The sequence below is a fragment of the Pseudonocardia sp. NPDC049154 genome (assembly GCF_040648315.1).
Classification (GTDB): Bacteria; Actinomycetota; Actinomycetes; order Mycobacteriales; family Pseudonocardiaceae; genus Pseudonocardia.
In genome coordinates, this window is the sequence record NZ_JBEZDN010000074.1 from 13,805 (window position 1) to 38,562 (window position 24,758).

The 24,758-nt window shown below is 73.3% G+C and carries 24 protein-coding genes; 7 read left to right on the forward strand and 17 right to left on the reverse strand.

The genetic code is table 11. The annotated features are described in order from the left end of the window. Positions 1-43 precede the first annotated feature (43 nt). Positions 44-688, forward strand: coding sequence for a response regulator transcription factor (locus tag AB0B41_RS28145; RefSeq protein WP_358208594.1), 645 nt, complete (start codon positions 44-46; stop codon positions 686-688). Here AB0B41_RS28145 and AB0B41_RS28150 read toward each other — a convergent pair. Together AB0B41_RS28150 and AB0B41_RS28155 are read right to left on the reverse strand one after the other, a co-directional pair. After that, positions 624-3,668 carry a GAF domain-containing protein gene (locus tag AB0B41_RS28150; RefSeq protein ID WP_358208551.1) on the reverse strand — a complete coding sequence of 1,015 codons (3,045 nt, stop codon included), beginning with the start codon at positions 3,666-3,668 and terminating at the stop codon, positions 624-626. The genes AB0B41_RS28145 and AB0B41_RS28150 overlap by 65 nt on opposite strands. Positions 3,669-3,705: 37 nt before the next feature. Continuing rightward, positions 3,706-4,056, reverse strand: coding sequence for a response regulator (locus AB0B41_RS28155; protein WP_358208553.1), 351 nt, complete (start codon positions 4,054-4,056; stop codon positions 3,706-3,708). Between the two features lie 782 nt (positions 4,057-4,838). On the opposite strand from AB0B41_RS28155, the gene AB0B41_RS28160 reads away from it, so the two are divergent. After that, positions 4,839-5,111, forward strand: a complete 273-nt coding sequence (locus AB0B41_RS28160) for a hypothetical protein (RefSeq protein WP_358208555.1) — start codon at positions 4,839-4,841, stop codon at positions 5,109-5,111. A 41-nt stretch (positions 5,112-5,152) separates the two neighbouring features. Here the strand turns inward: AB0B41_RS28160 and AB0B41_RS28165 are convergent, their stop codons facing one another. The 9 genes from AB0B41_RS28165 to AB0B41_RS28205 all read right to left on the reverse strand — a co-directional run bounded on the left by AB0B41_RS28165 (position 5,153) and on the right by AB0B41_RS28205 (position 11,829). Beyond that, positions 5,153-6,031: an LLM class F420-dependent oxidoreductase gene (locus AB0B41_RS28165; RefSeq protein ID WP_358208557.1), complete on the reverse strand. Its 879-nt coding sequence runs from the start codon at positions 6,029-6,031 to the stop codon at positions 5,153-5,155. Positions 6,032-6,035: 4 nt separating this feature from the next. Continuing rightward, a complete protein-coding gene (locus AB0B41_RS28170; RefSeq protein WP_358208558.1) occupies positions 6,036-6,527 on the reverse strand; it encodes a hypothetical protein in 492 nt (163 codons plus the stop codon). Between the two features lie 85 nt (positions 6,528-6,612). Further along, complete coding sequence (locus AB0B41_RS28175) at positions 6,613-8,997, reverse strand: excinuclease ABC subunit UvrA (RefSeq protein WP_358208560.1); 2,385 nt, start codon at positions 8,995-8,997, stop codon at positions 6,613-6,615. Positions 8,998-9,026: 29 nt separating this feature from the next. Beyond that, positions 9,027-9,452, reverse strand: a complete 426-nt coding sequence (locus AB0B41_RS28180) for a VOC family protein (RefSeq protein ID WP_358208562.1) — start codon at positions 9,450-9,452, stop codon at positions 9,027-9,029. After that, positions 9,449-9,901 (reverse strand): AraC family transcriptional regulator, encoded by a 453-nt coding sequence (locus tag AB0B41_RS28185; protein WP_358208564.1) that lies wholly within the window; start codon positions 9,899-9,901, stop codon positions 9,449-9,451. Before AB0B41_RS28185 ends, AB0B41_RS28180 begins: the two co-directional genes overlap by 4 nt. 121 nt (positions 9,902-10,022) lie before the next feature. Next, positions 10,023-10,247, reverse strand: coding sequence for a DUF3072 domain-containing protein (locus AB0B41_RS28190; protein ID WP_358208566.1), 225 nt, complete (start codon positions 10,245-10,247; stop codon positions 10,023-10,025). 58 nt (positions 10,248-10,305) lie between these two features. Continuing rightward, a complete protein-coding gene (locus tag AB0B41_RS28195; protein ID WP_358208568.1) occupies positions 10,306-10,944 on the reverse strand; it encodes an HdeD family acid-resistance protein in 639 nt (212 codons plus the stop codon). A gap of 68 nt (positions 10,945-11,012) precedes the next feature. Next, positions 11,013-11,498 (reverse strand): bacterioferritin, encoded by a 486-nt coding sequence (bfr, locus tag AB0B41_RS28200; RefSeq protein ID WP_037038919.1) that lies wholly within the window; start codon positions 11,496-11,498, stop codon positions 11,013-11,015. A 133-nt stretch (positions 11,499-11,631) separates the two neighbouring features. Continuing rightward, positions 11,632-11,829 (reverse strand): (2Fe-2S)-binding protein, encoded by a 198-nt coding sequence (locus AB0B41_RS28205; RefSeq protein ID WP_358208570.1) that lies wholly within the window; start codon positions 11,827-11,829, stop codon positions 11,632-11,634. A gap of 84 nt (positions 11,830-11,913) precedes the next feature. Here AB0B41_RS28205 and ligD point away from each other — a divergent pair, with 84 nt between their 5' ends. The 5 genes from ligD to AB0B41_RS28230 all read left to right on the forward strand — a co-directional run bounded on the left by ligD (position 11,914) and on the right by AB0B41_RS28230 (position 18,554). Next, the gene (gene ligD / locus AB0B41_RS28210) at positions 11,914-13,824 is read left to right on the forward strand and encodes a non-homologous end-joining DNA ligase (protein WP_358208572.1); all 1,911 of its coding nucleotides are present in this window, start codon (positions 11,914-11,916) and stop codon (positions 13,822-13,824) included. Between the two features lie 57 nt (positions 13,825-13,881). Next, on the forward strand, positions 13,882-14,658 hold the full coding sequence (locus AB0B41_RS28215; RefSeq protein WP_358208574.1) for a glycerophosphodiester phosphodiesterase family protein: 777 nt from the start codon (positions 13,882-13,884) through the stop codon (positions 14,656-14,658). Positions 14,659-14,763: 105 nt separating this feature from the next. Beyond that, positions 14,764-16,083, forward strand: a complete 1,320-nt coding sequence (locus tag AB0B41_RS28220; RefSeq protein WP_358208576.1) for an MFS transporter — start codon at positions 14,764-14,766, stop codon at positions 16,081-16,083. Between the two features lie 358 nt (positions 16,084-16,441). Then, the gene (locus tag AB0B41_RS28225) at positions 16,442-16,783 is read left to right on the forward strand and encodes an RNA polymerase-binding protein RbpA (RefSeq protein WP_358208578.1); all 342 of its coding nucleotides are present in this window, start codon (positions 16,442-16,444) and stop codon (positions 16,781-16,783) included. A 130-nt stretch (positions 16,784-16,913) separates the two neighbouring features. Continuing rightward, a complete protein-coding gene (locus AB0B41_RS28230; protein WP_358208580.1) occupies positions 16,914-18,554 on the forward strand; it encodes a DUF885 domain-containing protein in 1,641 nt (546 codons plus the stop codon). A 6-nt stretch (positions 18,555-18,560) separates the two neighbouring features. Here the strand turns inward: AB0B41_RS28230 and AB0B41_RS28235 are convergent, their stop codons facing one another. The 6 genes from AB0B41_RS28235 to AB0B41_RS28260 form a co-directional block, all read right to left on the reverse strand. Next, entirely contained in the window at positions 18,561-19,055 is a 495-nt protein-coding gene (locus tag AB0B41_RS28235) for a phosphoribosyltransferase (RefSeq protein ID WP_358208582.1), read from the reverse strand. A 23-nt stretch (positions 19,056-19,078) separates the two neighbouring features. Continuing rightward, positions 19,079-19,870, reverse strand: a complete 792-nt coding sequence (locus AB0B41_RS28240; protein ID WP_358208584.1) for a polyprenol monophosphomannose synthase — start codon at positions 19,868-19,870, stop codon at positions 19,079-19,081. Next, complete coding sequence (gene lnt, locus AB0B41_RS28245; RefSeq protein ID WP_358208586.1) at positions 19,863-21,515, reverse strand: apolipoprotein N-acyltransferase; 1,653 nt, start codon at positions 21,513-21,515, stop codon at positions 19,863-19,865. The genes AB0B41_RS28240 and lnt overlap by 8 nt, the downstream gene beginning before the upstream one ends. A gap of 34 nt (positions 21,516-21,549) precedes the next feature. Then, positions 21,550-22,392 carry a PIG-L deacetylase family protein gene (locus AB0B41_RS28250; RefSeq protein ID WP_358208588.1) on the reverse strand — a complete coding sequence of 281 codons (843 nt, stop codon included), beginning with the start codon at positions 22,390-22,392 and terminating at the stop codon, positions 21,550-21,552. 185 nt (positions 22,393-22,577) lie between these two features. Further along, the gene (locus tag AB0B41_RS28255) at positions 22,578-24,074 is read right to left on the reverse strand and encodes an amidohydrolase family protein (protein ID WP_358208590.1); all 1,497 of its coding nucleotides are present in this window, start codon (positions 24,072-24,074) and stop codon (positions 22,578-22,580) included. A 63-nt stretch (positions 24,075-24,137) separates the two neighbouring features. Continuing rightward, a complete protein-coding gene (locus tag AB0B41_RS28260; RefSeq protein WP_358208592.1) occupies positions 24,138-24,326 on the reverse strand; it encodes a PspC domain-containing protein in 189 nt (62 codons plus the stop codon). Between the last annotated feature and the right edge of the window lie 432 nt (positions 24,327-24,758).

Genomic DNA, 24,758 nt, shown 5'->3' on the forward strand with positions numbered 1-24,758 from the left:
GCGCCCTCGCCGGCCAGGCGGAACCGCTACTGCCATGACCGCACTGCGGGTGGTTGTCGCCGACGACGACGTCCTGCTCCGTGAAGGACTGGCCAGCCTGTTCGCGCGAAGGGGCTTCGAGGTCGTGGGCCAGGCGGGCGACGCCTTCCAGCTCCTCGAGCTGGTTCGAAAGGACCCGCCCGACCTGGTGGTGGTCGACATTCGGATGCCGCCCGCCCACGCAACCGAGGGGCTGGACGCAGCGAAGCAGATCCGCCGGGAGCTGCCGGAGACGGGGATCCTCGTCCTCTCGGCCCATGTCGAGGTCGACCACGCGATGGAGCTGCTGGCGAGCGGCCGCGGGGTCGGCTATCTGCTCAAGAGCAGGATCAGCGACGTCGACGAGTTCATCGACACGCTCCAGCGGGTCGCCCGGGGTGGTTCGGTCGTCGACCCGGCGCTCGTGCAGGAGCTGGTGACCGCGCGCACGCGTAACGATCCGCTGGCAGCCATCAGCCAGCGGGAGCGGGACGTGCTGGCGCTCATGGCGGAAGGCCGGTCCAACGCCGGCATTGCTCGCCGATTGTGGATCACCGAGGGGACCGTCGAGAAGCACGTCCGCAGCATCCTGACGAAGCTGGACCTCACGGACACCGAGGAGGACCACCGTAGGGTGCTTGCGGTGCTGACCTTCCTCGAGAGTCGTTGACGGGTGCCGGCTCCGGCGCGATCGGGAGCGTGACCAGCATCGTCGTGCCGGCGTCCTGCGGGCTCTCGACCAGGATCGTCCCGCCGAGTGCCTCCACCCGGTCCCGCAGTCCGATCAGTCCGGACCCGCGTCGCGGGTCGGCTCCGCCCACCCCGTCATCGCGGACCGAGAGGTGGAGGGCGCCGTCCTCCTCGGTCAGGCATATGGCGACATCCGACGCGCCGGCGTGCTTCGCGGCGTTGGTCAGTGCCTCCGACACCACGTAGTAGGCCGCGACCTCGATCGGCTGCGGGAACCGGCGGTCGCTGAGGACGTCCAGCGTGACCGGGATCGGCGACCGCCGTGCCAGGGTGCGCAGGGCGGGCCGCAGCCCACCCTCGGAGAGGATCGCGGGGTGGATCCCGCGGGCCATCTCGCGCAGCTCGTCCAGGACCGCGGTGACCTCGTCGGCGAGGCGGCCGAGGTCCGCGCGCACCTGCGGGAGGCGCTCGGGCACCCCGGCCTGGGTCAACCGCAGCTCGAGCCCCATCGAGACGAGCCGCTGCTGGGCGCCGTCGTGGAGGTCGCGCTCGATGCGGCGGCGGGTCTCGTCGGACGCGGCAACGATCCGCGCCCGGGAGGCGGCCAGCTCGGCCCGGCTCTGTGCATTGCCGATGGCCATCGCGACCAGCTCGGCGAAGCGGGTCATCCGCTCCTCGGTGTCGGCCCGCAACGGCTCGCGCCGCGCGGTCACGGTGATCGAACCCCAGAGCCGGCCGTCCACGACGATCGGGCTGGCCGACACCGAGCGGACTCCCTTCCACCGTGGACCGGACGCGTGCCGGCGTGCGACGTCGTCCCATCGGTCGGAGTCCAGCCGCGCGGCCCGCCCGGTGCGCCAGACCAGCAACGCGGCGTAGCGGCGCGGCGACTGCATGAGGTAGTCCACATCGTCGAGCGGGAACCGCGTTCCCGGCGCGGACCCCAGCCGGGGCGCTGCTAGGGCCACGAGCAGGACCCCCGTGCCGTCGGGCTCGTACTGCACGACCTGGATCTCCTCGATCCCCAGCAGCCGCCGGCACTCCTCGGCCACCGCCGTACAGACCGCCAGGGGCGATTGCCCTCGGGCGACGAGCACCGCCAGCCGCCTCAGCGCGGCCTGCTCGTCCAGCAGCCGGTGCAGCGCGGAACGGCTGGCGGCGTTCGCGATGGCCAACGCGACGAGCTCGGTGTAGTCGGCCAGGCGCTGCTCGGTCTGGGCAGGGAAGGGCTCGTCCCTGGTCGCCATGCCGAGCGTCCCCCAGGTACGTCCGTCGACGCAGATCGGGATCGCCACACCGGACCGAATCTCCGTGTGCCGGATGGCGTCGGCATAGGACTCGTCGCCGACGTCGCCGTAATGGTCACGGCGGGCCGGGGCCCCCGTCTGCAGCGCCTCGGTCATCGCCAGTCCCGGCGGGAACCGGTATCGCTCGCCCACGGCCTGCGCGTGGTCGCCCATCCGCGCGATGACGCTTGCGCCTCCGTCGGGGTCCACCCGGACCATGTGCAGGATGTCGGCGCCGAACACCTGCCCGATCTCGTCCGCGACGGCCTGGAAGATCTCGTCCGGCGGAACCTCCCGAGCAACGAGCGTGGCCACCCGCCGCAACGACGCCTGGTGAGCCAGGAGCCGGGTGATCTCGGCGCGGCTCTCGGCGTTCGCGAGTGCCGTGCCGATGAGCTCGGTGACGTCGACGAGCCGTTGTTCGGTCTCGGCCGGAAGCGCTCCGCGGCGTGACTCCACGCCGAACGCACCCCAGATCCGTCCCTCGACGAGGATCGGGCAGGCGACGCTGGCCAGGACAGCCTGCTTGGTCACGGTGTCGGCCAGGTCAGGATGCTCCCTGACATCGTCGATGCGCACCACGCGGCCCGACTGCAGGGGCATGAACGGCGGTGGCACCTCGAGGGTCCGGCCGATGTGCATTCCTCGTCCGCGCCAGCCGATGCCGGCGAGGAACGTGGCGGTGCCGTCGGCTTCGAAGCGCACGAGGGTGGTCCGATCGGGTTCGAGGAGCCGGGCGATCTCCTCGTTGGCCGAGCCGAACACCTCCTGCGGGGGCGCGCCGTGTGCGACGAGCGTCGCGACCCTGCGCAACCCGGCCTGCTCGGCCGCGAGCCTGGCCAGTTCCTCCCGGCGGCGGGAGTTGTCCGCCGTCGACGCCACGAACTCGGCGAACGTCCTGATCAGCGACTCCGCGCCGCGGCCGAACGGGCTCCCGCTCGCGCGGGACGCCGTGACGAGCCCCCAGACCCGCCCGTCGACGACGACCGGAACACCGATCGACGGACGGGCGCCTGCGGTACCCGAGCCCGCCCGGACCGCCGCTCCCGCCAGCCGGACCTGCCGGGCGATGTCCGCCCCGTGGAACGGGATCCGGTCCGGGAAGGCCCCCTCGCGGCTCCACCGGGCGACCTCTGTCGTCGACCCACCCGGCCCGAAGCGCTCCAGACCGACGACGTCGGCCTCGCAGAGCCGGCCGATCCCGCGGGTCACGGCCTCGAACACCTCGGATGCGGGTGCACCCTGGGCGACGAGCGTGGCCGCCTCGTGCAGCGCTGCCTGCTCCCCCGACGACCGCGCCGGCTCGCGGCCCTCTCGCCGCAGGCGTGCCGCCAGGAACACCACCGCCAGCGCGGTGAGGAGGAAGACCCCCACCGCCACGGCATACCGGGTGTCCGCAGCCTGGAACGTCAGCCGGGGGCGAACGAAGACCCCGGCGAAGACGGCGGCGCTCGCCGCCGCGACCGCCGCGCCCGGGCCCGCGCCCCAGCGGATCGCCACCGGAAGAACCGCGAGCAAGTAGAGCAGGGGCATGCCCAGGAGATCCGGCACGAGGGGCTCGAGCAGCGCGACCAGCGCGGTGACGGCCACCGTCAGCACCGCACCGGCCAGCAGCCCGTGCACCGGGCGTGTCGCACCCCGGCGCTCCGCACCCGTCGTCCAGGCCATCGTCATGCGCTCCGGCGTAGACGCTATCGGGTTGCGAAGGCGGTCAGCACCCCTGCAGTGAGATCAGATCGTGCACCGCCCTCGCGGAGAGCAGGTCCTTCGCGAGGAAACCCACTGCGGGGCTGGCCGCGATCAGGTCCTCGAAATCCTCCTGGCCGCGGGTCGAGATCAGGACGATGTGCGAGCGGAGGTCGGGGAAGGCCGCGACGAGCCGACGAGCAAGCTCGAAACCGCTCTCGCTGCCCAGACCGATATCGACGAGGACGACGTCGGGTTTCAGCGTTCCGGCCTTCTCCAGTGCTTCCGTCTGCGTCCGGGCGGTGCCGACGACGTTCACACCGTCGCGAGTGAGCCGGTCGCGAGCGACAGCGAGGAACCGCTCGTTGTCGTCCACGATCATGCACCCGCACACGGGGCTCAGGATGGCAGCCGAGCGGTTCAACGCACATTGCAGGCAGCAGGAAGGCGAAGGGCGTCCCAGCCGGTAGCCGAGATGGACGGAAGCCGTGACGACACGGCGCCCCCCGAGCGGCAGTCTCGTCGCCGTGGACAGCGTGGCAGTGCGCAGTGTGGACGCGACGACGGAACTCCCCCTCACCAGAGGCACGGGCCGGAATCGCGCGCACATCACCGTACGGCTCGAGGCCGGGCCCCACCCCATCGTTCGCTCCCCCGCCCCCGAGCCCGTCGATCAGGGCGACTGCGATCCGGTCGCCCGGATCGCCGCCCTGATCGACCGGCCCTCCCCCGACGACCGGACTCGCTGCCGGCCGGTCGTACGCCAGGTCCCCGCAACTCGACGCGACGGGGCCGAGAGGACCATCGACCCCCGCCGGGTGGCGTGACGCGGCCCGCTACCCGGCGGTCCGACCAGCCCCGGACATGATCCGCACTCGATCGGAAGGGAATCGTCATGCCCGCCCCGCCCGGGCCCCCCGCGGAGCCGGCCCGCTCCGACCGGCACCTGCGTCGGCCGGCCACCGCCGTGATCCTCCGGGTCGAAGCCCCTCCGAACCTCCGGTCCCACAGCCAGGGGTGCCGCGCCCCCCTCCGCGCGGCACCCCCTCCCCCCGAGTGCGCCCGGGCCGTCCGCCACGCAGCACCGACGGCCGGGCTCCTGACGCTCGGCAAGGCCCTCACCGAGGCTGCCCGCCTCGCCACACGTCAGGAGAGGTAGTGGCTCCCGCGGATCGAGTCGTCGACCTGTGCCCATCGGACGAGCAACGCTCCGGCACGCCCGTGCACGCGATCGTGGAGCTGCCCGAGCCCGTCCAGCCCCCCGGCTACGCAGAGCGCACCCCGTACAAGCTGACCTGGGAGGGCGGGGTCCACCTGCTCGGTGCCGGGATCCTGATCATTCCGGGCCGCACCCTGTCCGACCCGGAGGTCGCCAGGCAGCACGCCGCGGCCGTCCTCGCCGCGGCTGCCCGGATGGAAGCCAGGCGCTGATCACACCGCAGGTCGGCGCGTGTTGCCCGGCCGGCCGGCGGTCAGCCGCGCGTCGCGGGCGGGAGCCAGCGGTCGGCCAGGGCCGACACCCATCCGGCGGCGTCCCGCGGATCCGCGGGCGGGCCCTCGACGACCACCACCTCGTCCACCCCGAGGTCGGCGAGCCTCGCGACGTCGTCGACCTCCGGACTGCGCAGCGCGACGGCGAGCCGCAGCTCCGCGATGTCGCGTCCCGCCTTCCGGCATTGCGTCTGCAGGAACCCGACGCGTTCGGCGACGTGGCCGACGTCGTCCAGGTAGAACCCGTACCACCCGTCGCCGGCGGCTGCCACGCGGCGGAGCGCCGAGTCGCTGTTGCCGCCGAACACGATCGGGATCGTCCTGCCGCGGACCGGCTTGGGGTTGACCCGCACGGAGTCGAAGCGGACGAACTCGCCCGTGAACGAGGCGACGTCGTCGCGCCACACGGCGCGCATCGCGGCGACGTACTCGTCCGTCCGCGCCCCTCGCCGCGCGAACGGCACCCCGAGCGCGTCGAACTCCTCACGCGACCAGCCGACGCCGACGCCGACGGTGAGCCGGCCGCCGGACAGCGAGTCCAGCGTCGCCGCCTGCTTGGCCACGAGCACCGGGTTGTGTTCCGGCAGGAGCAGCACGCCCGTCGCGACGCGGATCGTGGAGGTGGCCGCGGCCGCGAAGCTGAGGCCGATCAGGGGGTCGATCCAGTCGGCCGTGGCCGGCACGGCGATCCGCCCGTCGGCCGAGTACGGGTAGCGCGAGGACCCGCGGTCGACCATGACGACGTGCTCCCCCGCCCACAGCGTGGCGAAGCCGCAGGTCTCCGCGGCGAGCGCGACCGCGTCGATGACGGACCGCCGGGCGCCGGTCCCGATCCCGAGGGCGTGCAGGCCGATCTGCATCGCGTCAGGCCCGGACGCCCCGCTGCCCGACCGCGCCACGGAGGCCGACGCAGCCGATGCACCCGACGCAGTCCACGCAGTCGACACACCCGATGCAGCCCACGCACCGCGTGCAGTTCACGCAGGCCAGCGTGGCCACGCACTTCTGGAGGCCGACGCCGAGAAGGGTGAGCAGGCTGGCGACGATCCCGAGGCTCCCGGCCGTGGCGGCGCTGCCGGCGACCGCGACGCTGCCGGCCGTGGCCGCGCTCCCGGCCACCGCGACGCTCCCGGCGGTCGCCACGCTGCCGGCGACCGCGACACTGCCGGCCGTGGCCGCACTCCGGACCACGCCCACGCTGCCGACCGTCGCCACGCTCCCGGCCACGGCGACACTGCGGGTCGTGCCCACGCTGCCCGCGACCGCGACGCTCTCGGAGGTCGCCACGCTGCCGACCGAGGCGATCACGCCGTCCGTGGAGGGCGCGACCGCGGAGTCCTGGTCCTTCTCGGTCATGACGGGGATGGTGCCCGATCCCGTTCCCCCGGTCCAGGGAGCGAGCTCCGTCCTCTTCCGACGGTCCCGGCCGGCTCTGCCCTGGTCAGGCCCCCACGTACGCCGCGAGGTGCTCGCCGGTCAGCGTCGAGCGGGCGGCGACGAGATCGGCGGGCGTGCCCTCGAACACGACCCGCCCCCCGTCGTGACCGGCACCCGGGCCCAGGTCGATGATCCAGTCCGCGTGGGCCATGACCGCCTGGTGGTGCTCGATGACGATCACCGACTTCCCGGAGTCGACCAGGTGGTCGAGCAGCCCGAGCAGCTGCTCGACATCGGCGAGGTGCAGACCGGTGGTCGGCTCGTCGAGCACGTAGACGCCGCCCTTGTCGCCCATGTGGGTCGCCAGCTTGAGCCGCTGACGCTCGCCGCCGGACAGCGTGGTGAGCGGCTGCCCGATGGTGAGGTACCCGAGCCCGACGGCGGCGAGCCGCTCGAGGATCTTGTGCGCGGCCGCGACCTTGGCCTCGCCCGCGCCGAAGAACTCGACCGCCTCGGCGACCGGCATCGCGAGCACCTCGCTGATGTCCTTGCCGCCCAGGTGGTACTCGAGCACCGACGCGTCGAACCGCTTGCCCTCGCACAGCTCGCACGTGGTGGCGACCCCGGCCATGATCGCGAGATCGGTGTAGATGACCCCGGCGCCGTTGCAGTTCGGGCAGGCGCCCTCGGAGTTCGCGCTGAACAACGCCGGCTTCACGCCGTTGGCCTTGGCGAAGGCCTTGCGGATGGGCTCGAGCAGGCCGGTGTAGGTGGCCGGGTTGCTGCGCCGGGAGCCGCGGATGGCGCCCTGGTCGACGGCCACCACACCGTCCCGGCCGGCCACCGAACCGTGGATCAGCGAGCTCTTGCCCGAGCCCGCCACCCCGGTGACCACGCAGAGCACGCCGAGCGGGATGTCGACGTCCACGCCCTGCAGGTTGTGCGTTTCCGCGCCCCGGACCTCCAGCGCCCCGGAGGCCTTCCGCACCGACGGCTTCACCGAGGGGCGGTCGTCCAGGTGCCGTCCGGTCAGCGTGCCGCTGGCCCGCAGTCCCTCGACGGTGCCCTCGAACACCACCTCGCCGCCCGCAGCACCCGCGTGCGGGCCGAGGTCGACGACGTGGTCGGCGATCGCGATCGCCTCCGGCTTGTGCTCCACGACGAGCACGGTGTTGCCCTTGTCCCGCAGCTGCCGGAGCAGGTCGTTCATCCGCTGGATGTCGTGCGGGTGCAGGCCGATGGTCGGCTCGTCGAAGACGTAGGTGACGTCCGTGAGCGAGGAGCCGAGGTGGCGGATCATCTTGGTGCGCTGCGCCTCCCCGCCGGAGAGGGTGCCGGACGGGCGCTCGAGCGACAGGTAGCCCAGCCCGATCTCGACGAACGAGTCGAGCGTCTCCCCCAGCGACTGCAGCAGCGGCCGCATCGACGGCTCGTCCAGCTCGCGGACCCAGACAGCCAGGTCGCTGATCTGCATCGCGCAGCAGTCGGCGATGCTGATGCCCTTGATCTTCGACGACCGGGCCGCCTCGGTCAGCCGGGTGCCCCCGCACTCCGGGCAGGTGCTGAAGGTGGCCGCCCGTTCCACGAAGGCACGGATGTGCGGCTGCAGGGCGTCGATGTCCTTCGACAGGTAGGACTTCTGGATCTGCGGGACCAGTCCGCTGTAGGTCAGGTTGATGCCCTCGACCTTGATCTTCGTGGGCTCCTTGTAGACGAGGTCCTGCAGCTCCCGCGTGGTGAAGTCCTTGATCGGCTTGTCCGGGTCGAAGTAGCCGCAGCCGCGGTAGATGCGGCCGTACCAGCCCTCCATGCTGTAGCCCGGGATGGTGATGGCGCCCTCGTTGAGCGACTTCGTCTCGTCGTACAGCGCGGTCAGGTCGATGTCGTTGACCGCGCCCCGGCCCTCGCAGCGCGGGCACATGCCGCCGGTGATGCTGAACTCCCGGCGCTCCTTCACCTTCTGCCCGGCCTTCTCGATGGTGACCGCGCCCGCGCCGCTGATCGAGGCCACGTTGAACGAGAACGCCTGGGCCGAGCCGATGTGCGGCCGGCCCAGCCGGCTGAACAGGATCCGCAGCATGGCGTTGGCGTCCGTGACCGTGCCGACGGTGGATCGCGGGTTGGCGCCCATCCGCTCCTGGTCGACGATGATCGCGGTGGTCAGGCCGTCGAGGACGTCGACGTCCGGGCGCCCCAGCGTGGGCATGAAGCCCTGTACGAACGTGCTGTAGGTCTCGTTGATCAGCCGCTGGGACTCCGCGGCGATCGTGCCGAAGACCAGCGAGCTCTTGCCCGAGCCGGAGACCCCGGTGAACACCGTCAGCCGCCGCTTCGGCAGCTCGACGCTGATGTCCTTCAGGTTGTTCTCGCGCGCGCCGTGCACGCGGATCAGGTCGTGGCTGTCGGCGGCGTGCAGCGACGGGGACTCCGTCTCCGTGGCCGTGCTCATCCCGTGTCTCCCCCTGTGGTGCGATCCGCTCAGCCGAGCTGCTTGATCCTGATCATGTTGCCGGCCGGGTCGCGGAAGGCACAGTCCCGCACGCCGTACGGCTGGTCCATCGGTTCCTGGACGACCTCCGCGTCGGCGGCCTGGAGCCGGTCGAACGTCGCGTCCAGGTCCTTGGTGGCCAGGTTGATCGCGGCGTAGGTGCCCTTGGCCATCATCTCGGAGATGACCCTGCGCTCGTCGTCGGTGATCCCCGGGTCCGCGGCCGGCGGGTGCAGAACGATCGCGATCTCCGGCTGCCCGGGCGGGGCGACGGTGATCCAGTACATGTCGTTGTAGCCGACCTCGTTCTGCACCTCGAAGCCGAGGACGTCCCGGTAGAAGACGATCGCCTCGTCCTTGCCGGTGTGGGGGAGGTAGCTCTGGCTGATGACGATGTCCGTGCTCTGCGCTGTCATGACGAGGACGCTAGCGGCGCCCTGCCGGCCGGGGCTTCTCGATTCCTGACCGGTCTCGTCACCTGCTTGACCACGCACGACGGGATGTCCACCGTCGCCTCCTCGGCGGCCCGGCGGTAGGCGCCCGGCGGCATGCCGACGAGCTCGGCGAAGCGCGTGCTGAACGTCCCCAGCGAGGAGCAGCCGACCGCGAAGCAGACCTCGGTGACGCTCATGTCGCCCCGCCGCAGCAGCGCCATCGCCCGCTCGATGCGGCGGGTCATCAGGTAGGAGTACGGCGACTCGCCGTAGGCCCGCCGGAACTCGCGGCTGAGGTGCCCCGCCGACATGTGCACGCCGCGGGCCAGCGCCTCGACGTCGAGCGGCTGCGAGTACTCCCGGTCGATCCGGTCCTTGACGCGGCGCAGGCGGGCCAGGTCGCTCAGGTTCGCGGCGGGTCTGCTGCTCACCCCGGTGATCGTGCCACGGAGCGCGCCCGAGATGCACCGTGCCCGACCGGGGTCGCGAGCGGTCGGGGCGCGGTCGGGGTCCGGCTCGACCCGCTGCCGGGCGAGCCGGACCGACCGGCGCTCACTGCCCCCGGCCGGCCGCCGCCTGCAGCTCGTCGATGCGCTTCGACGCCTCGGCCTTGGTCAGGCCGCCGAGGTCCTCGGGCAGCTCCTGGCCCGCCTGCTGCGCGAGCGTCTCCAGGTAGGAGCGCTGCGGGCCGGTGATCGGCTCGTCGCCGGTGGTCCAGTCCTCCGGGTCCTTCGCCGCCGGCGTGCTGGTCTGGTCCTGGGTGTCGCGATCGGTCATGGTTCGAACATATCTTCGATCGCGCTATTCTGCGACCCGAGCCGCGCCGCCGTACCCGTTATGACAGGTTCGCCGAGGGTTGGCCGCCCGCGGCACCCTTGGCGATCGCCCGGATCCGGAAGGCCCAGCCGATCAGGATCACGCCGCCGATCAGCGCGAACAGGCCGACGAGCCAGACGAGCGCGAGGATCCCGGTGGCCGGCCACACGAGCAGGGCGAGGCCGAACAGGATGTTCACGATGCCTGCGACGAGGGTCCAGCCCCAGGCGTGCGCCCCGGCTCGGCGCGCGGTGAACGCCTCGGCGATCTCCGCGACGCCCATGACGATCGCCCAGAACGCCACGACGAAGAGCAGCGCCAACGCCGTGACCCCGGGCCAGGCCAGCGCGACGATGCCGGCGATCACCGACAGCACGCCCTGCACGACCGGCCACACCCAGTGTGCGGCGGTCTTCCGCGCCCGGACGCCCATGACCACGGCGACGACGCCGTCGAGGATCGCGTAGAAGCCGAACAGGAACACCAGGGTCAGCAGCGCGATCCCCGGGCTCACCAGCGCGATGATCCCGAACAGGGCGATCAGGACGCCGCGCAGCAGCACCATCCACCAGACGGCGCCGGCGAACTCGCGGATCCCGTCGACCGGGCGCTGCCCGGAGTCGCCCGCCCGGCCGCCTGCACTCACGTTCTCGGTCATGACGTCCCCCTCGGTGTCCCGGGTGGACACCCCGCGATCTGTGTACTCCTCCCGAGGGGAACGCGGAATCAGCCGGGCGTGGGAGGCTGGTCGACCAGCTGGGCCAGGTAGAGCTGCTCGCCCAGGCGGTCCATCAGCTCCAGGTTCGTCTCGATGTAGTCGATGTGGTGCTCCTCGTCGGCGAGGATCTCCTCGAAGAGGTTCGCCGTGGTGATGTCGCCCTTGGATCGGCACATCGCGATGCCGGGCCGGAGCCGCTGCACGACCTCCAGCTCGATGGCGAGGTCGGACTGCAGCATCTCGCGGACGTTGGTGCCGATGCGCAGCTGGAACAGGCGCTGGTAGTTCGGCAGGCCCTCCAGGAACAGGATGCGATCGGTGATCTTCTCCGCGTGCCGCATCTCGTCGATCGACTCGCTGCGGGTGTAGGCGGCGAGCTTGGTCAGGCCCCAGTTCTGCTGCATCTTCGCGTGCAGGAAGTACTGGTTGATCGCGGTGAGCTCGCTGGTGAGCTGCTCGTTGAGCAGGGAGATGATCTCCGGGTCCCCTCGCATGGCGTCGTCCTTCGTTCGCTGTGACGGGCGGCACGAACGGTAGTGGGTCCGGTTCGCCCGGATCCACGAAGGACGGACTGTGCGACGGCTAGGCTTACCTGCGCAAAGACCCTGTCGGCGGGGTCGTGGACGGTCAGGCGGAGAGCGGCAGGTCCGACATCACGGACGGGGCGAGCTCCGCGGCCAGCAGGACGTCGACCGTGTCGAGGCAGCTCCCGCACCCCGTGCCGGCACCGCACGCGTCGCCGATGTCCTCGACCGTCCGGGCGCCCTCGCCGATGCAGTCGCGCAGCTCGACGTCCGTCACGGCGTGACAGATGCAGACGTACATGCAGGCCAGCCTTTCGTCAGGTAAGGCTATGCTCGCAGACGATCACGCCCGGTGACAAGCCCTGCACGGCGCTAGCCTGACCACGTGCCGCTCGACGAGTACCGCCGCAAGCGCGCCCGCGGCCGCACTCCCGAGCCCGTGCCGGAGACCGACCCGGGGTCTGGTGCTGCGGCGGAGGGGCCCGGCGACCGGTTCGTGATCCAGGAGCACCACGCCCGCGCGCTGCACTGGGACCTGCGGCTGGAGCGCGACGGCGTCCTCGCCTCCTGGGCGGTGCCGAAGGGCCTGCCGGTCGACACGGAGACCCTGCGGCTGGCCGTGCGGACCGAGGACCATCCCCTGGAGTACCTGGAGTTCTCCGGCGAGATCCCGCCCGGCGAGTACGGCGGCGGGACCATGACGATCTGGGACCACGGCCGCTACGAGACCGAGAAGTGGTCCGACCGCGAGGTCGCGTTCACCCTGCACGGCGAGCGGGCGCAGGGGAAGTACGTGCTGGTCAAGAGCAACCGCGAGCGCCGCGACGGCTGGCTGCTGAAGCGGTCCGACCGCACCGACCGCACTCCCCTCCCCCACGACACCGCCCCCATGCGCGGGGTGCGGGGCGAACTGCCGGAGGATCCCGAGGGGTGGCTGCTGCAGGTCCGCTTCGGCGGTCGCCGGGTGATCGTCGAGCTCGACGGCGGGCGGACCCGGGTGACGGCCGACGGCGAGGAGGTCACGGCGAAGACCCTCGCCGAGCTGGGGCCGTCGGTCGGGGCCACCGCGATGCTGCTCGACGCCGAGCTGACCCGCGGCGGCGAGCTCTGGATCTCCGACCTGCTGTTCCTCGACGGCCGGGACACCTGCGGGCTGGGGTTTGCCGACCGGCACGACCTGCTCACCGAGCTGCCGCTGTCCGGCCCGCACTGGCGCCTCGCCCCGGTCTACCCGGCGGACACGGGCGCCGCCGTGCTCGACGCCGTTCGTGGGCAGGGCCTGCCGGGCCTGGTCGCCAAGCGGGCGGACTCGCCGTACCTGCCCGGGACACGCTCCGACACCTGGCGGGAGGTGGGCGAGATCGCCGAGCCGGAGAAGCCGCGTTCGACGCGTACCGGTGGGAAGGCCGGGGTGGGCCGGGCGAAGCTCACGAACCCCGACAAGGTCCTCTACCCGCTCACCGGCACCACGAAGGCGGACGTGCTGGCGCACTACCGCGCCGTCGCACCGGTCATGCTGCCGCACCTCGAGGGCCGGCCGGTCACGCTCGTCCGCTGGCCGGACGGTGTCGAGAAGCCCTCGTTCTTCGAGAAGGACGTGTCGCGGCACGCGCCGGACTGGATCCGCACCGAGCGGGTCGGGACGCCGGGCGGGCGGTCGGAGTCCGCCGACTTCCCGCTGATCGAGAGCGAGGAAGGGCTGGCCTGGGCGGCGAACCTGGCCGCCCTCGAACTGCACGTGCCGCAGTGGCGGGTCGGGCCGCGCGGTGGCCGTCATGAGCCGGACCTGGTCGTCTTCGACCTCGACCCCGGCGAGGGGACGACGGTCGTCGAGTGCTGCCGGGTCGCGCAGCGGATCGCCGAGGTGCTCGCCGAGGACGACCTCGTGGCGTACCCCCGGACGTCGGGCGGCAAGGGGTTGCAGCTCTACCTGCCGGTCGCGGTGAGCCGCGCCGAGCAGACGATCGAGTTCGCGAAGGCCCTCGCCGAGCGGCTGGCCGACGAGTCCCCGCGCACCGTCACGTCGGTGATGGCGAAGGCGCGCCGACGCGGCAAGGTCTTCGTCGACTGGAGCCAGAACAACACCGCCAAGACGACGATCGGCAGCTACTCGCTGCGCGGCCGCTCCCGCCCGACCGTCGCCACCCCGGTGACCTGGGAGGAGGTGCGGGCCTGCCGCCGTCCGGACGACCTCGTCTTCACCCTCGACGACCTGCCCGCCCGCCTCGACGAGCACGGTGACCTGCTCGAACCCCTGCTGTTCACCGAGCGGCAACGCCTGCCCCGTCGCGCGTGATCGGCCGCGGATGAGAGGGTGCCCGGCGTGACGGAGGCGGAGCGTGCGGAGCCGACCATGAGCGGAGACAGGCACCCGTACCTCGACGGGCCCCATCCGCGCCGCTATGCGCACCGCGGCTGGCACATCGGCGAGCTGGCGGGCTGCGAGAACACCCTCGCCGGCTTCGAGCTCGCGGTGGCGAACGGCTTCTCCTACATCGAGATGGACGTGCACGCGTCGGCGGACGGCGTGCCGATGGTCCACCACGACATGAGCCTCGACCGCACCACGGACGGCAACGGCCTGCTCGCCCGCCTGCCCGCCGCAGTGATCGAGGACGCCCTGGTGGCCGGGCGGGAGCCGGTGCCGCGGCTGGAGTCCGTGCTGGCGGCGCTGCCGGAGACCCGGTTCACGATCGAGCTGAAGTCCGACGCCGTCGTCCTGCCGACCCTCGCCGTGCTGGAGCGGCTCGACGCCTGGGACCGGGTCTGCCTGGGCGCCTACCACGAGAGCCGGCTCCGGCGGGCCCGCACGATCGGTCCACGGTTGTTCACGTCGATGGGCTTCGAGGCGGTCCTCGGCCTGCGGGCGCGCGCCTGGCTCGACGCCTCCCCGTCGGCCCTCCCGTACGTGGAGCCGGTCCTGCCCCGGGTCCGCGGCGGCCTCGCCCAGATCCCGCGGCGGTTCGGTCCTCTCACCGTGGTCGACGACCGGCTGCTCGCCCGGGCCCACGGCGCGGGCCTCGAGGTCCACGTCTGGACCGTCGACGAGCCGGCCGAGATGCGCGAGCTGCTCGCGATGGGGGTCGACGGTCTGCTCTCCGACCGGCCGGACCTCCTGATCGCCCTGTGACGATCGCGCTGTGTCGATCGCGCTGTGGTGATCGCGCTGTGGTGATCGCCGGGTGACCGTCGCGCCTCCTCCCTCCCGGCGCGCCCCGCGCTCTAGGCTGCCGCGGTGAGCAGCGAGGCCGCCCCCGCGGACCGGACCGGAGACGCTCGGGTCGCGCGGCGACAGGTGCTCGCCTGGGCCTTCTGGGACTGGGGCTCCTCGGCCTACAACACGATCACGCTCACGTTCGTCTTCTCCGTCTACCTCACCGACACCGTCGGCCGGGACCTGCCGGGCTCGGTCGACGCCAACAGCTGGCTGGGCTACTCCATCGGCGCCGCCGGGCTGGTGATCGCCCTGCTGGCGCCGGTCGTCGGGCAGAGCGCCGACCGGGCCGGACGGCGGTTGCGGTCCACCGCGATCTGGACCGCCGCGACGGTCGCGTCGATGGCGCTGCTGTTCTTCGTGCGCGACGACTGGCACTACCTCTGGCTCGGCCTGCTGCTGCTCGCCCTGGGCTCGATCTTCTTCGAGCTCGCCGAGGTCTCCTACAACGCGGTCCTGCGGCAGATCTCCACGCCCGCGACGATCGGCCGCGTCTCCGGCTTCGGCTGGTCCATGGGGTACTTCGGCGGGATCGTGCTGCTCCTGGCCGTGTACGTGCTGTTCATCGCCGGTGAGGGCGGCGCGCTCGGCGTGAGCACCGAGGGCGGGCTCAACGTCCGGGTGGTCGCGCTCGTCGCCGCGGTGTGGTTCGCGGTGGCCGCGATCCCGCTGTTCCTCGTCGTGCCGGAGGCGCCCCCGGCCCTCGACCGGGCGCCGCGGCTGGGCGTGCGGGCGAGCTACCGGAAGCTCGTCGTCGACCTGCGGGACCTGCATCGCACGAGCCCGCACACCGTCTACTTCCTCGGGGCCAGCGCGCTGTTCCGGGACGGGCTGGCCGCGGTGTTCACGTTCGGCGCCGTGATCGCCGTCAGCGTGTACGGGCTGAGCCCGGGCGACGTGCTGGTCTTCGGCGTGGCCGCCAACGTCGTGTCCGCGCTCGGCGCGCTCACCGGCGGCTGGCTCGACGACCGGACCGGCCCGAAGGCCGTCATCGTCGCCTCCCTCGTCGGGCTGCTCGTGTGCGGCGTGGTGCTGCTGTTCCTGTCAGGCCCCACGGCCTTCTGGGTGTTCGGGCTCGGGTTGTGCCTGTTCGTGGGGCCGGCGCAGTCCTCGTCACGTACCTACCTGGCCCGGCTCACCCCGCCCGGCCAGGAGGGCCAGATGTTCGGTCTCTACGCCACGACCGGCCGGGCGGTGTCCTTCCTCGCCCCGACGCTCGTGGGCTTCTTCACGTACGCGTTCGGCTCGGACCGCGCCGGCACCGTCGGGATCCTCGTGGTGCTCGCGGCCGGACTGCTCGCGCTGTGGCCCGTCCGCCGGCCGGAGTCGCCGGCGGGGTGATCCGGCGGGTGGATCGTCGGACACCCGACGGTTCGCGCTGCAAGCACTCCCACCTGCGCATATCCTGATGCATGACGATCGCGGGTAACGGGAAGCCACCCTTGTGTAAACACTCCGCGACCGGCCGGTGAGGTAAGTCACAGAAGGCTGACACGTCACATTCGCGTGTGGCAAAGCGCCCGATGGGCCACACTCTGACGTCGGGACAGGAGCGGGTGACCGACGGTCGCGATGACCTCGGCGTGCCCGCGCAATGCCTCCCCCGGGAATGCACGGCTGCACCGCAGACGTTACACCGGGTGGCGACGACGTGACCGTCGAGGGGTGCCCCCCTCGGCCGAAGACGGGAGGATGACGCATGGCCGACCGCGTGCTCCGTGGCAGCCGGCTCGGGGCTGTCAGCTACGAGACCGACCGGAATCACGACCTGGCGCCGCGGCAGCTGGTCCGCTACGTCTCCCCCTCGGGCCATGAGTTCGAGGTGCCGTTCGCGAACGACGCCGAGGCGCCCGCGACCTGGGAGTCGCCCCAGGGCGGCGTCGGGCGTCGGGTGGACGGTGTCGAGGCGGAGCAGAAGAAGACCAAGCCGCCGCGCACCCACTGGGACATGCTGTTGGAGCGCCGCTCGATCCCGGAGCTGGAGGAGCTGCTCAACGAGCGCCTCGACCTGCTCCGCGAGCGTCGCGCCGAGATCGCCTGACCCTCCCGAACGGGTCGGCGTCGCGACGGCGACGCCACGGCGAACGCGCCGCAGCACACCACGAAGCCGGGCCACCTCCCGTGGGGCCCGGCTTCGTCGTGTCCGGGGGCGGGCAGGCGATGATGACCGTATGTCCGCACGCACGATCAGGGACCTGGCCGACGCCCACGTCGCCGCGCACGCCGAGCTCGACCCGCTGCTCGCGACCTCGCTGGGCCTGCCCACCGGCCAGGACCGGCTCCCCGACCTCTCCCCCGCCGGCGAGGAGGCGCTCGACGCCCTCGACCGGGACACCCTCGCTCACCTCGACGCCGCCGGCGAGCCGGAGAACGACACCGAGCGCCGGTGCGCCCGGCTGCTCCGCGAGCGGCTCGCCGCCGCGCAGGCGACCCGCACCCTCGGCGAGCACCTCCGCAACGTCCAGATCCTGTTCGGGCCGGTCCAGGACCTGCGCACCACGCTCACGCTGATGCCCACCGGCACCGCCGAGGAGCGGGCGAACCTCGCCGCCCGGCTCGGCGCCCTCCCCGCCGCGTTCGCCGGTTACGCCGAGAGCCTCCGGGTCGGCGCCGACCGCGGGCTGCTCGCCGCGCCCCGTCAGGTCGACGCCGTCGTCGGCCAGTTCGGCTCGTGGCTCGCGGCGGACTGGTTCGCCTCCTTCGCCGCCGACGCCGGCCTCCCCGCGGGCAGCGCCGACGCCGCGACCGCGGCCCTCGGCACGCTGCGGGAGTTCCTCGCCCGCGAGTACCGCCCGCGCACCGAGGGCGTGGCGGACGCGGTCGGTGAGCAGCGCTACCGGGTGGCCGTCCGCCGCTGGACGGGCGCCGACCTCGACCCCCGCGAGGCCTACGACTGGGCCTGGTCGGAGTTCCACCGCATCCTCGGCGAGCAGCGCGCCGAGGCCGCGCGGATCCTGCCGGGCGTCGAGCCGCGCGAGGCGATGGCGCACCTCGAGACACACGGCGAGATCGTCGTGGGGCTCGACGCGATCCGTTCCCGGCTGCAGGGGATCATGGACGACACGATCGCGGTCCTGCAGGGCACGCACGTCGACCTCGCCCCCGAGCTGCTCCGGGTCGAGGCGATGATCGCGCCCGAGGGCAGCGCCGCCGCCCCGTACTACACGCAGCCCTCGCTGGACTTCTCCCGGCCCGGCCGGACCTGGCTGCCGACCCTCGGCCGCGACCGCTTCCCGATGTGGGACCTGGTGAGCACCTGGTACCACGAGGGCGTCCCGGGGCATCACCTGCAGCTCGGCCAGTGGGCACTGTGCGCCGGTGAGCTCTCCACCTTCCAGGCCTCGGCCGGGATGATCAGCGGCAACCTCGAGGGGTGGGCGCTCTACGCCGAGCGGCTCATGGACGAGCTCGGGTTCCTCACCGACCCCGGCGAGCGGCTCGGCTACCTCGACGCCCAGATGATGCGGGCGATCCGCGTCGTCATCGACATCGGCATGCACCTGGAGCTGGCGGTCCCGGCCGACTCGCCGGTGCACGCCGGCCTGACCTGGACCCCCGCGCTGGCCCGGGACTTCTTCGGCGCCTACTGCGGGCGGGACGCGGCGTTCCTCGACAGCGAGCTGCTGCGGTACCTGGGCGGGCCCGGGCAGGCCATCAGCTACAAGCTCGGCGAGCGCGCGTGGCTGGCGGGCCGGGACGCCGCGAAGCGGGCGCGGGGCGCGGACTTCGACCTCAAGGCCTGGCACATGGCCGCGCTGTCCCAGGGGTCGCTGGGCCTCGACGACCTCGAGCCGGAGCTGGCGGCCCTGTAGGGACCCTCATGCGTCGAGCACCTCGGCCTGGACGACCGGGGGCAGCGTCGACCAGGGGAAGTTGATCCAGAGCGGGGTGTGCCGCCAGACGTACTCGCAGCGCACGTCGCTCTGTGGCTTCTCGTACACGACCGCGCACCGCACGTCCGCCACGTGCTCGCCGCAGAAGTCCCGCACGAGCTTCAGCGTGGCCCCGGTGTCCGCCACGTCGTCCGCCACGAGGACCTTCGCCCCGGACAGGTCGACGACGTTGGGGACGGGCGGCAGCATGACCGGCAGCGGCAGCCGCTCCCCCACCCCCGTGTAGAACTCCACGTTCATGACGTGCAGGTTCTTCACGCTGAGCGCGTAGCCGAGGGCGCCGGCCACGAAGAGCCCGCCGCGCGCGACCGACAGGATGATGTCCGGCCGGTAGCCGCTGTCGGCGATCTGCTCGGCCAGCTCGCGGGAGGCCGTGCCGAACAGGTCCCAGGTCAGCGTCTCGCGCTCCGCACCACTCATGGCCGGAGCCTAACGAGCGGTGATCAGGCGCGGACGGACCCGTCGCCGGCTGCGGTGTCCCGGGTGCCGCGGGCAGGGCGGAGGCGCCGGAACCGGTGCTCGAAGCCCCAGCGCGCGACGTTCACGAACGCCTCGAGCATCACGGCGCCGTCCATCTTCGACGAGCCGATCTGCCGCTCGGTGAAGGTGATCGGCACCTCGACGACGCGGAAGCCGGCCTGCAGCGCGCGCCACGCGAGGTCGATCTGGAAGCAGTAGCCCTGCGAGATCACCGAGTCGAGGTCGAGCTGCTCGAGCACCTGCCGGCGGTACACGCGGTAGCCGGCGGTGATGTCGCGGACGTCCGCGCCCAGCGCCAGCCGCGCGTACAGGTTCGCGCCGCGGGAGAGCCACTCGCGGTGGGCCGGCCAGTTGACGACCTCCCCGCCGGGCACGTACCGGGAGCCGAGCACGAGGTCGGCGCCCGCACCCTCCTCCAGCGCGGCCAGCAGGGCGGGCAGGTCCTCGGGGGCGTGCGAGCCGTCCGCGTCCATCTCGACGACGACCTGGTGCTCGCCGCTCAGGGCGTGCCGGAAACCGGCGAGGTAGGCGGCACCGAGCCCGCTCTTGCCCTCCCGGTGCAGCACGCGCACGCGCGGGTCCGCGGCCGCCATCTCCTCGGCGAGCTCGCCCGTGCCGTCCGGGCTGGCGTCGTCGACGACCAGGATGTCCGCGGCCGGCACGGCCGCGTTGAGCCGCGCGACGACCCGGCCGAGGTTCTCCCGCTCCTCGTAGGTCGGGATGACCACCAGGACCGGTCCCGGGGGCTCAGCCATCGACGTCCTCTCCTGCCCGGGGGGCGTCCGTGGGCCCCGTGCGGGACCCCACCCCCTCCTGCGCGGCGGCCGCACCCCGGCGTGCCCGCCTTCCGGCCAGCAGCGCGGCGCCGATCGCCATGACTCCCACTGCGGTCAGCGCCCACTCCGGCACGGACCGCAGCCGAGTGGCCAGCGTAGTGGTGTCCTCCAGCGACTCGACAGCGACCAGGGTTCCGGGCACGAACTGCCCGGTACTGCCGGTCACGACGCCCTCCGGGGTGATCGTCGCGCTCACCCCCGAGGTGGTCGCCACGACGACCGGCCGATCGTGCTCGACCGCCCGCACGCGGGACATCGCCAGCTGCTGGTACGTCATCTCCGACAGGCCGAAGGTGGCGTTGTTGCTGGGGACGGCGAGCATCGTCGCACCCGCCGACACGCTGTCCGCGACCAGGTCGTCGAACGCGATCTCCCAGCAGATCGCGATGCCGATGTCCGCGCCCCCGGCCTGCAGCACGCCGGGACCGGGACCGGGGACGAAGTTGCCCGCACGGTCGACGTAGCTGGAGAAGAGCCGGAAGAACGACCGCCACGGCATGTACTCGCCGAAGGGCTGGATCCGCCGCTTGTCGTTGCGCGCGACCGGGCCCAGCACCGGGTCCCACACCAGGATCGTGTTGCTGGCCGTCCGGTCGGAGTTCACGAGGACCGACCCGACCAGGATCGGCGCCTTGATCGCGGCGGCGGCCTCGGAGATCACCGCGGCGGCGTCGGCGTTGCGGAACGGGTCGATGTCGGAGGAGTTCTCCGGCCAGATCACGACGTCGGGCTGCGGTCGGCGGCCCGCCGCCACGTCGGCCGCGAGCTGCTCGGTGACCCGGACGTGGTTGTCCAGCACGGCGCGGCGCTGGGCGTTGAAGTCCAGGCCCAGCCGTGGCACGTTGCCCTGGATCGCGGCGACGGTGATCGACTTCGGCGGGCCGTTCACGGTGGCCGGGACGAGACCGGCGACCGGGCCCACCACCAGCGCGATCACCAGGAGGACGGCCGGCACCACCGCGGCGCGGACCTCCCGGCGCACCAGGCGTCGGACGAGCTCGCCGAGCGCGAGGCCGGCGAGCACGGTGACGAACGACAGCAGCGGCACCCCGCCGACCGACGCCGTGGGCAGGAAGAGGCCCTCGGGCTGGCCGAACCCCACCCTCCCCCAGGGCAGGCCGCCGAACGGGACCCGGCTGCGCAGCGCCTCGGCGGCGACCCACACGGCCGCGCCCCAGAGCGGCGCGGCCGGCAGCCGGGACGTCACCGCCATACCCGCACCGGCGAGGCCGAACGCGAGCGCCTCGAAGAGGCACAGGGCCAGCCACGGCAGCGCCCCGACGAAGCTCCCGGTCCAGCTCAGCAGCGGGACCAGGAAGCCGAGGCCGAACAGGAATCCGAGGAGGAACCCGCGGCGGGCGCGCACGCCGCGCAGCAGCACGCCGAGCACCGCGAACACCGGCAGCGCCAGCCACCACAGCCCGCGCGGCGGGAAGCTCAGGTAGAGCACCACCCCGGCGGCGATCGCCGGGAGCGCCCGGGCCAGCAGCCGCAGTGACCGGGTGGACCGCGGGACCCGGGGGGCGGACCCGGCCTGCGCGGGGTCGACGGTCGGAGCGGCCACGGCACGAGCCTACGGCGCGCCCTCCTGCAGTCTGCTAGAGGAGGTCGAGGACACCGGGCCGGGCGGCGGGGCCGGTGCGGCGGAACCACTCGCGGCCGTAGGCGCCGGCGAAGGCGTGCTCCGGGAGCTCGGCCGGGTCGACCTGGCTGGCGTGCGCGAGGATCGCGGCCCGCTTGACCGCGAGGTGCCGGGTGTCGCCGGTGACGGTCAGCCCGATCTCGCCGCCCTCGCGGCCGAAGGACACGGCCGCGGCGCGGGCGGCGCCGTGCACGAGGTGGCCGTCGGGACCGAGGCCGTCCCGGTCGACGGTCGCGAGGTAGGCGTCGGCGCCGGTCAGCTCGGCGGCGATGGTGCCGACCACGCCCGCCATCCGGTGATCGGGGTGGCCGTAGACGCCCAGCTCGTCGTCCGCGAGCAGGGTGCCTGCGCCCTCGTCGTCGACGATCTCGGCGAGCCGGCTCGCCAGGGCGAGGGGCTCGGCGCCGGCGAGCGCGCGGGCATGGGTGCTGTCCGGGCCGCCCGGCAGGCCGGAGTCGCGGCGGTTCAGCAGCACGAGGCGGGCGACGCCGAGCAGCTCCGCGGCGTGCTCGAGCTCGGCGATCCGGCGCTGCCGCACCGTCTCGCCGGTCCGCAGCGGGACCCGGGACCCGCCCAGCTCACCGCCGGTGGCCATGACGAGCACGATGCGCGCGCCGGCGTCGGCGAGGCGGCGGAGCGTGATGCCGGTGAAGATCGCCTCGTCGTCCGGGTGCGGGTGGAGGGCGACGACGGTGTGCCCGCGGAGGTCGGGCTCGGCGAGCGCCGGGGCGGCAGAGACGGCGGTGCGAGGGCTGGTGGCGGGAGTGGTGCTGAGAGCAGGGGCCGCGGAGGCGGTCATGGAGGTGATCGCAGTCTGTGTGGGCCGCGGGAGTGCGGCGGGCGGACGGTTCCGGGGGTGTCAGCGGCAACAGCGACAACACCCCGGACAGCAGCGACCCACGAGGGGGCGGCGGCTGGTCCGGTCGATCACGCCGAACAGGATGCCAGAACAACGGGGCGCGCCGGAAGCGGGGGCGCCCGACGTCACTCCTCGGGACTGCCCCCGGTGTCGTGCAGGACCCGGCCCTCGCGCACCGTGCGCAGGCACTCGGTGCCCTCCCAGAGCACATAGGAGGCCGGGCCGCCGTTCACCGGAACGGGTGTGCCGGAGCCGCCCGCGGCGTACCGGCCGCCGGCGGTGTGCGCGGCCAGGGCGGTGGCCTCGTCGACCGACGACGACGGGGTGCGGTGGGCGGTCGCGGCGCGGACCGCGGCCCACGGGTCCAGCGGGGTGACCGGGGAGTCCGAGCCGAAGGCGAGCACGACGCCGGCCTCGTCCAGCGCGCGGAAGGGGTTCATGCCGCGCGCCCGCTCGGCCCCGAGCCGGGCGGTGTACATGCCGTCCGGACCGCCCCAAAGGGCGTCGAAGAGCGGTTGGACACTGGCCACGGCGCCGAGCGCCGCCAGCCGGGCCGCCTGGCCGGCGTCGACCATCTCCAGGTGCTCGAGGCGGTGCCGGGCGGCGCGGACCGCGGCGGGCGAGGTCCGGCGGGCGGCCTCCTCCAGCGCGGCGACGGCGTCCTCGACCGCGGCCTCGCCGATCACGTGGAAGCCCGCCTGGATCCCGGCGCGGGTGCAGGCCGTGAGGTGCGCGGCCAGGGTCTCCGCCTCGACGTACCGGTTGCCGGTGCAGCCGGGGGCGTCCCGGTACGGGGCGTGCAACGCCGCCGTGCGGGAACCGAGCGAGCCGTCGACGAACAGGTCGCCGGCCAGGCCGTGCGCCCCGGTCCCCGCGCGGAGGGCGGCGGCGGCCTCGGGGCTGTCGACGGCCTCGCCCCAGTAGCCGACGACGTGCACGCCGTGCCCGCTCCCGAGCAGGTCCGCGAGGTCCGCGCGGCCGGAGATCTCCGGGCCCGCACACTCGTGCACCTCCGCCACCCCGCGGGCGGCGGCATGGTCGAGGAAGGCGCGCTGGGCCGAGCGGCGCTGCGCGGGATCGAGCGCGGCGAGCGCGGCGCGGCGGACGTGGTGGTGGGCGTCGGCGCTCAGCGGGCCGGTCGGGCTCCACCCCGGGGCCCCGACGGCTCCCGGGGCGCGGTCGACCAGGGCGGTCGACACCAGGGCCGAGTGGACGTCGATCCGGCTGAGGTAGACGGCCCGGCCGTCGGCGGCGCGATCCAGCTCCGCCCGGGTGGGCGGCGCGCCGGACCAGCGGTCCTCCTCCCAGCCGTGCCCCCACACGACGGCGGACGGCGGGGCGGCCCCCGCGGCCGCCGCCACCGCGTCCAGGACCTCCGCCGCGGTCGCGCAGCGGGTGAGGTCCAAGCCGTCGAGCAGGAGACCGGAGGCCGTCGCGTGCACGTGCGCGTCGACGAAGGGCGAGGTCAGCAGCGCCCCGTCCAGGTCCTCGACGCGCGCACCACTCCGGTCCCGGGCCTCCTCGGCCTCACCGGTCCAGGTGACGCGGCCGGCCTCGGTCTCGATCGCGACGGGACCGGGCCGGCCGGGCAGCCGGAGGCCGGTGAGCAGGGTGCGGGACACGGTCGGCGTGTCTACCGCACTCAGCCCCGGTCGATCACCGCCGGGTCGATGCCTACGGGTCTGTCAGTACGGGGCCCTCGGCATGATGATCCACAGCACGATGTAGATCACGAACTGCGGGCCCGGGAGCAGGCAGGACAGCAGGAAGATCAGCCGCACCACGAACGGGCTCAGGCCGAAGCGCTGCGCGAGGCCGGCGCAGACACCGGCGATCACGGCGCCGTTGCGCGGGCGGGTGAGGGTGGTTGCCATGGTTTCGTCGAGCTCCTCGTTCCGGTCGGCGGCGGTTCTCGCCGCCCTGCACCTCACGATGCCGCTTCCGCGGGGTGGGTGCCTCCGGACAACGCCCGGAGAAAGTCCGGGGTTCCCCCGAGGGGGCGACGAAGAACGCCCCACCGACACTTCCGGCCGTCCGTGCGCGGTTGTCCACAGCGGTGCCCCCGGCCGGGGTCGTGGCCGCGGTTCCGCGTGCCCGGGACCGGGGTTGTCCACAGCGGAGCGTCGCCGACCCCACCGAGGGCGCCGGCGCTCCTAGCGTCCGCCGCGTGCCGACTCGCCTGCTCCCCGTGCCGTCCTGCCGCCGTGCGCTCCCGGTGGTCGTCCTGCTGGTCGCTCTCGCCACGGTCGGGGCGGCCCCTCCGGCCTCGGCCGCCGGGGTGCCCCCCGATCCGCGGCCGACGGCGG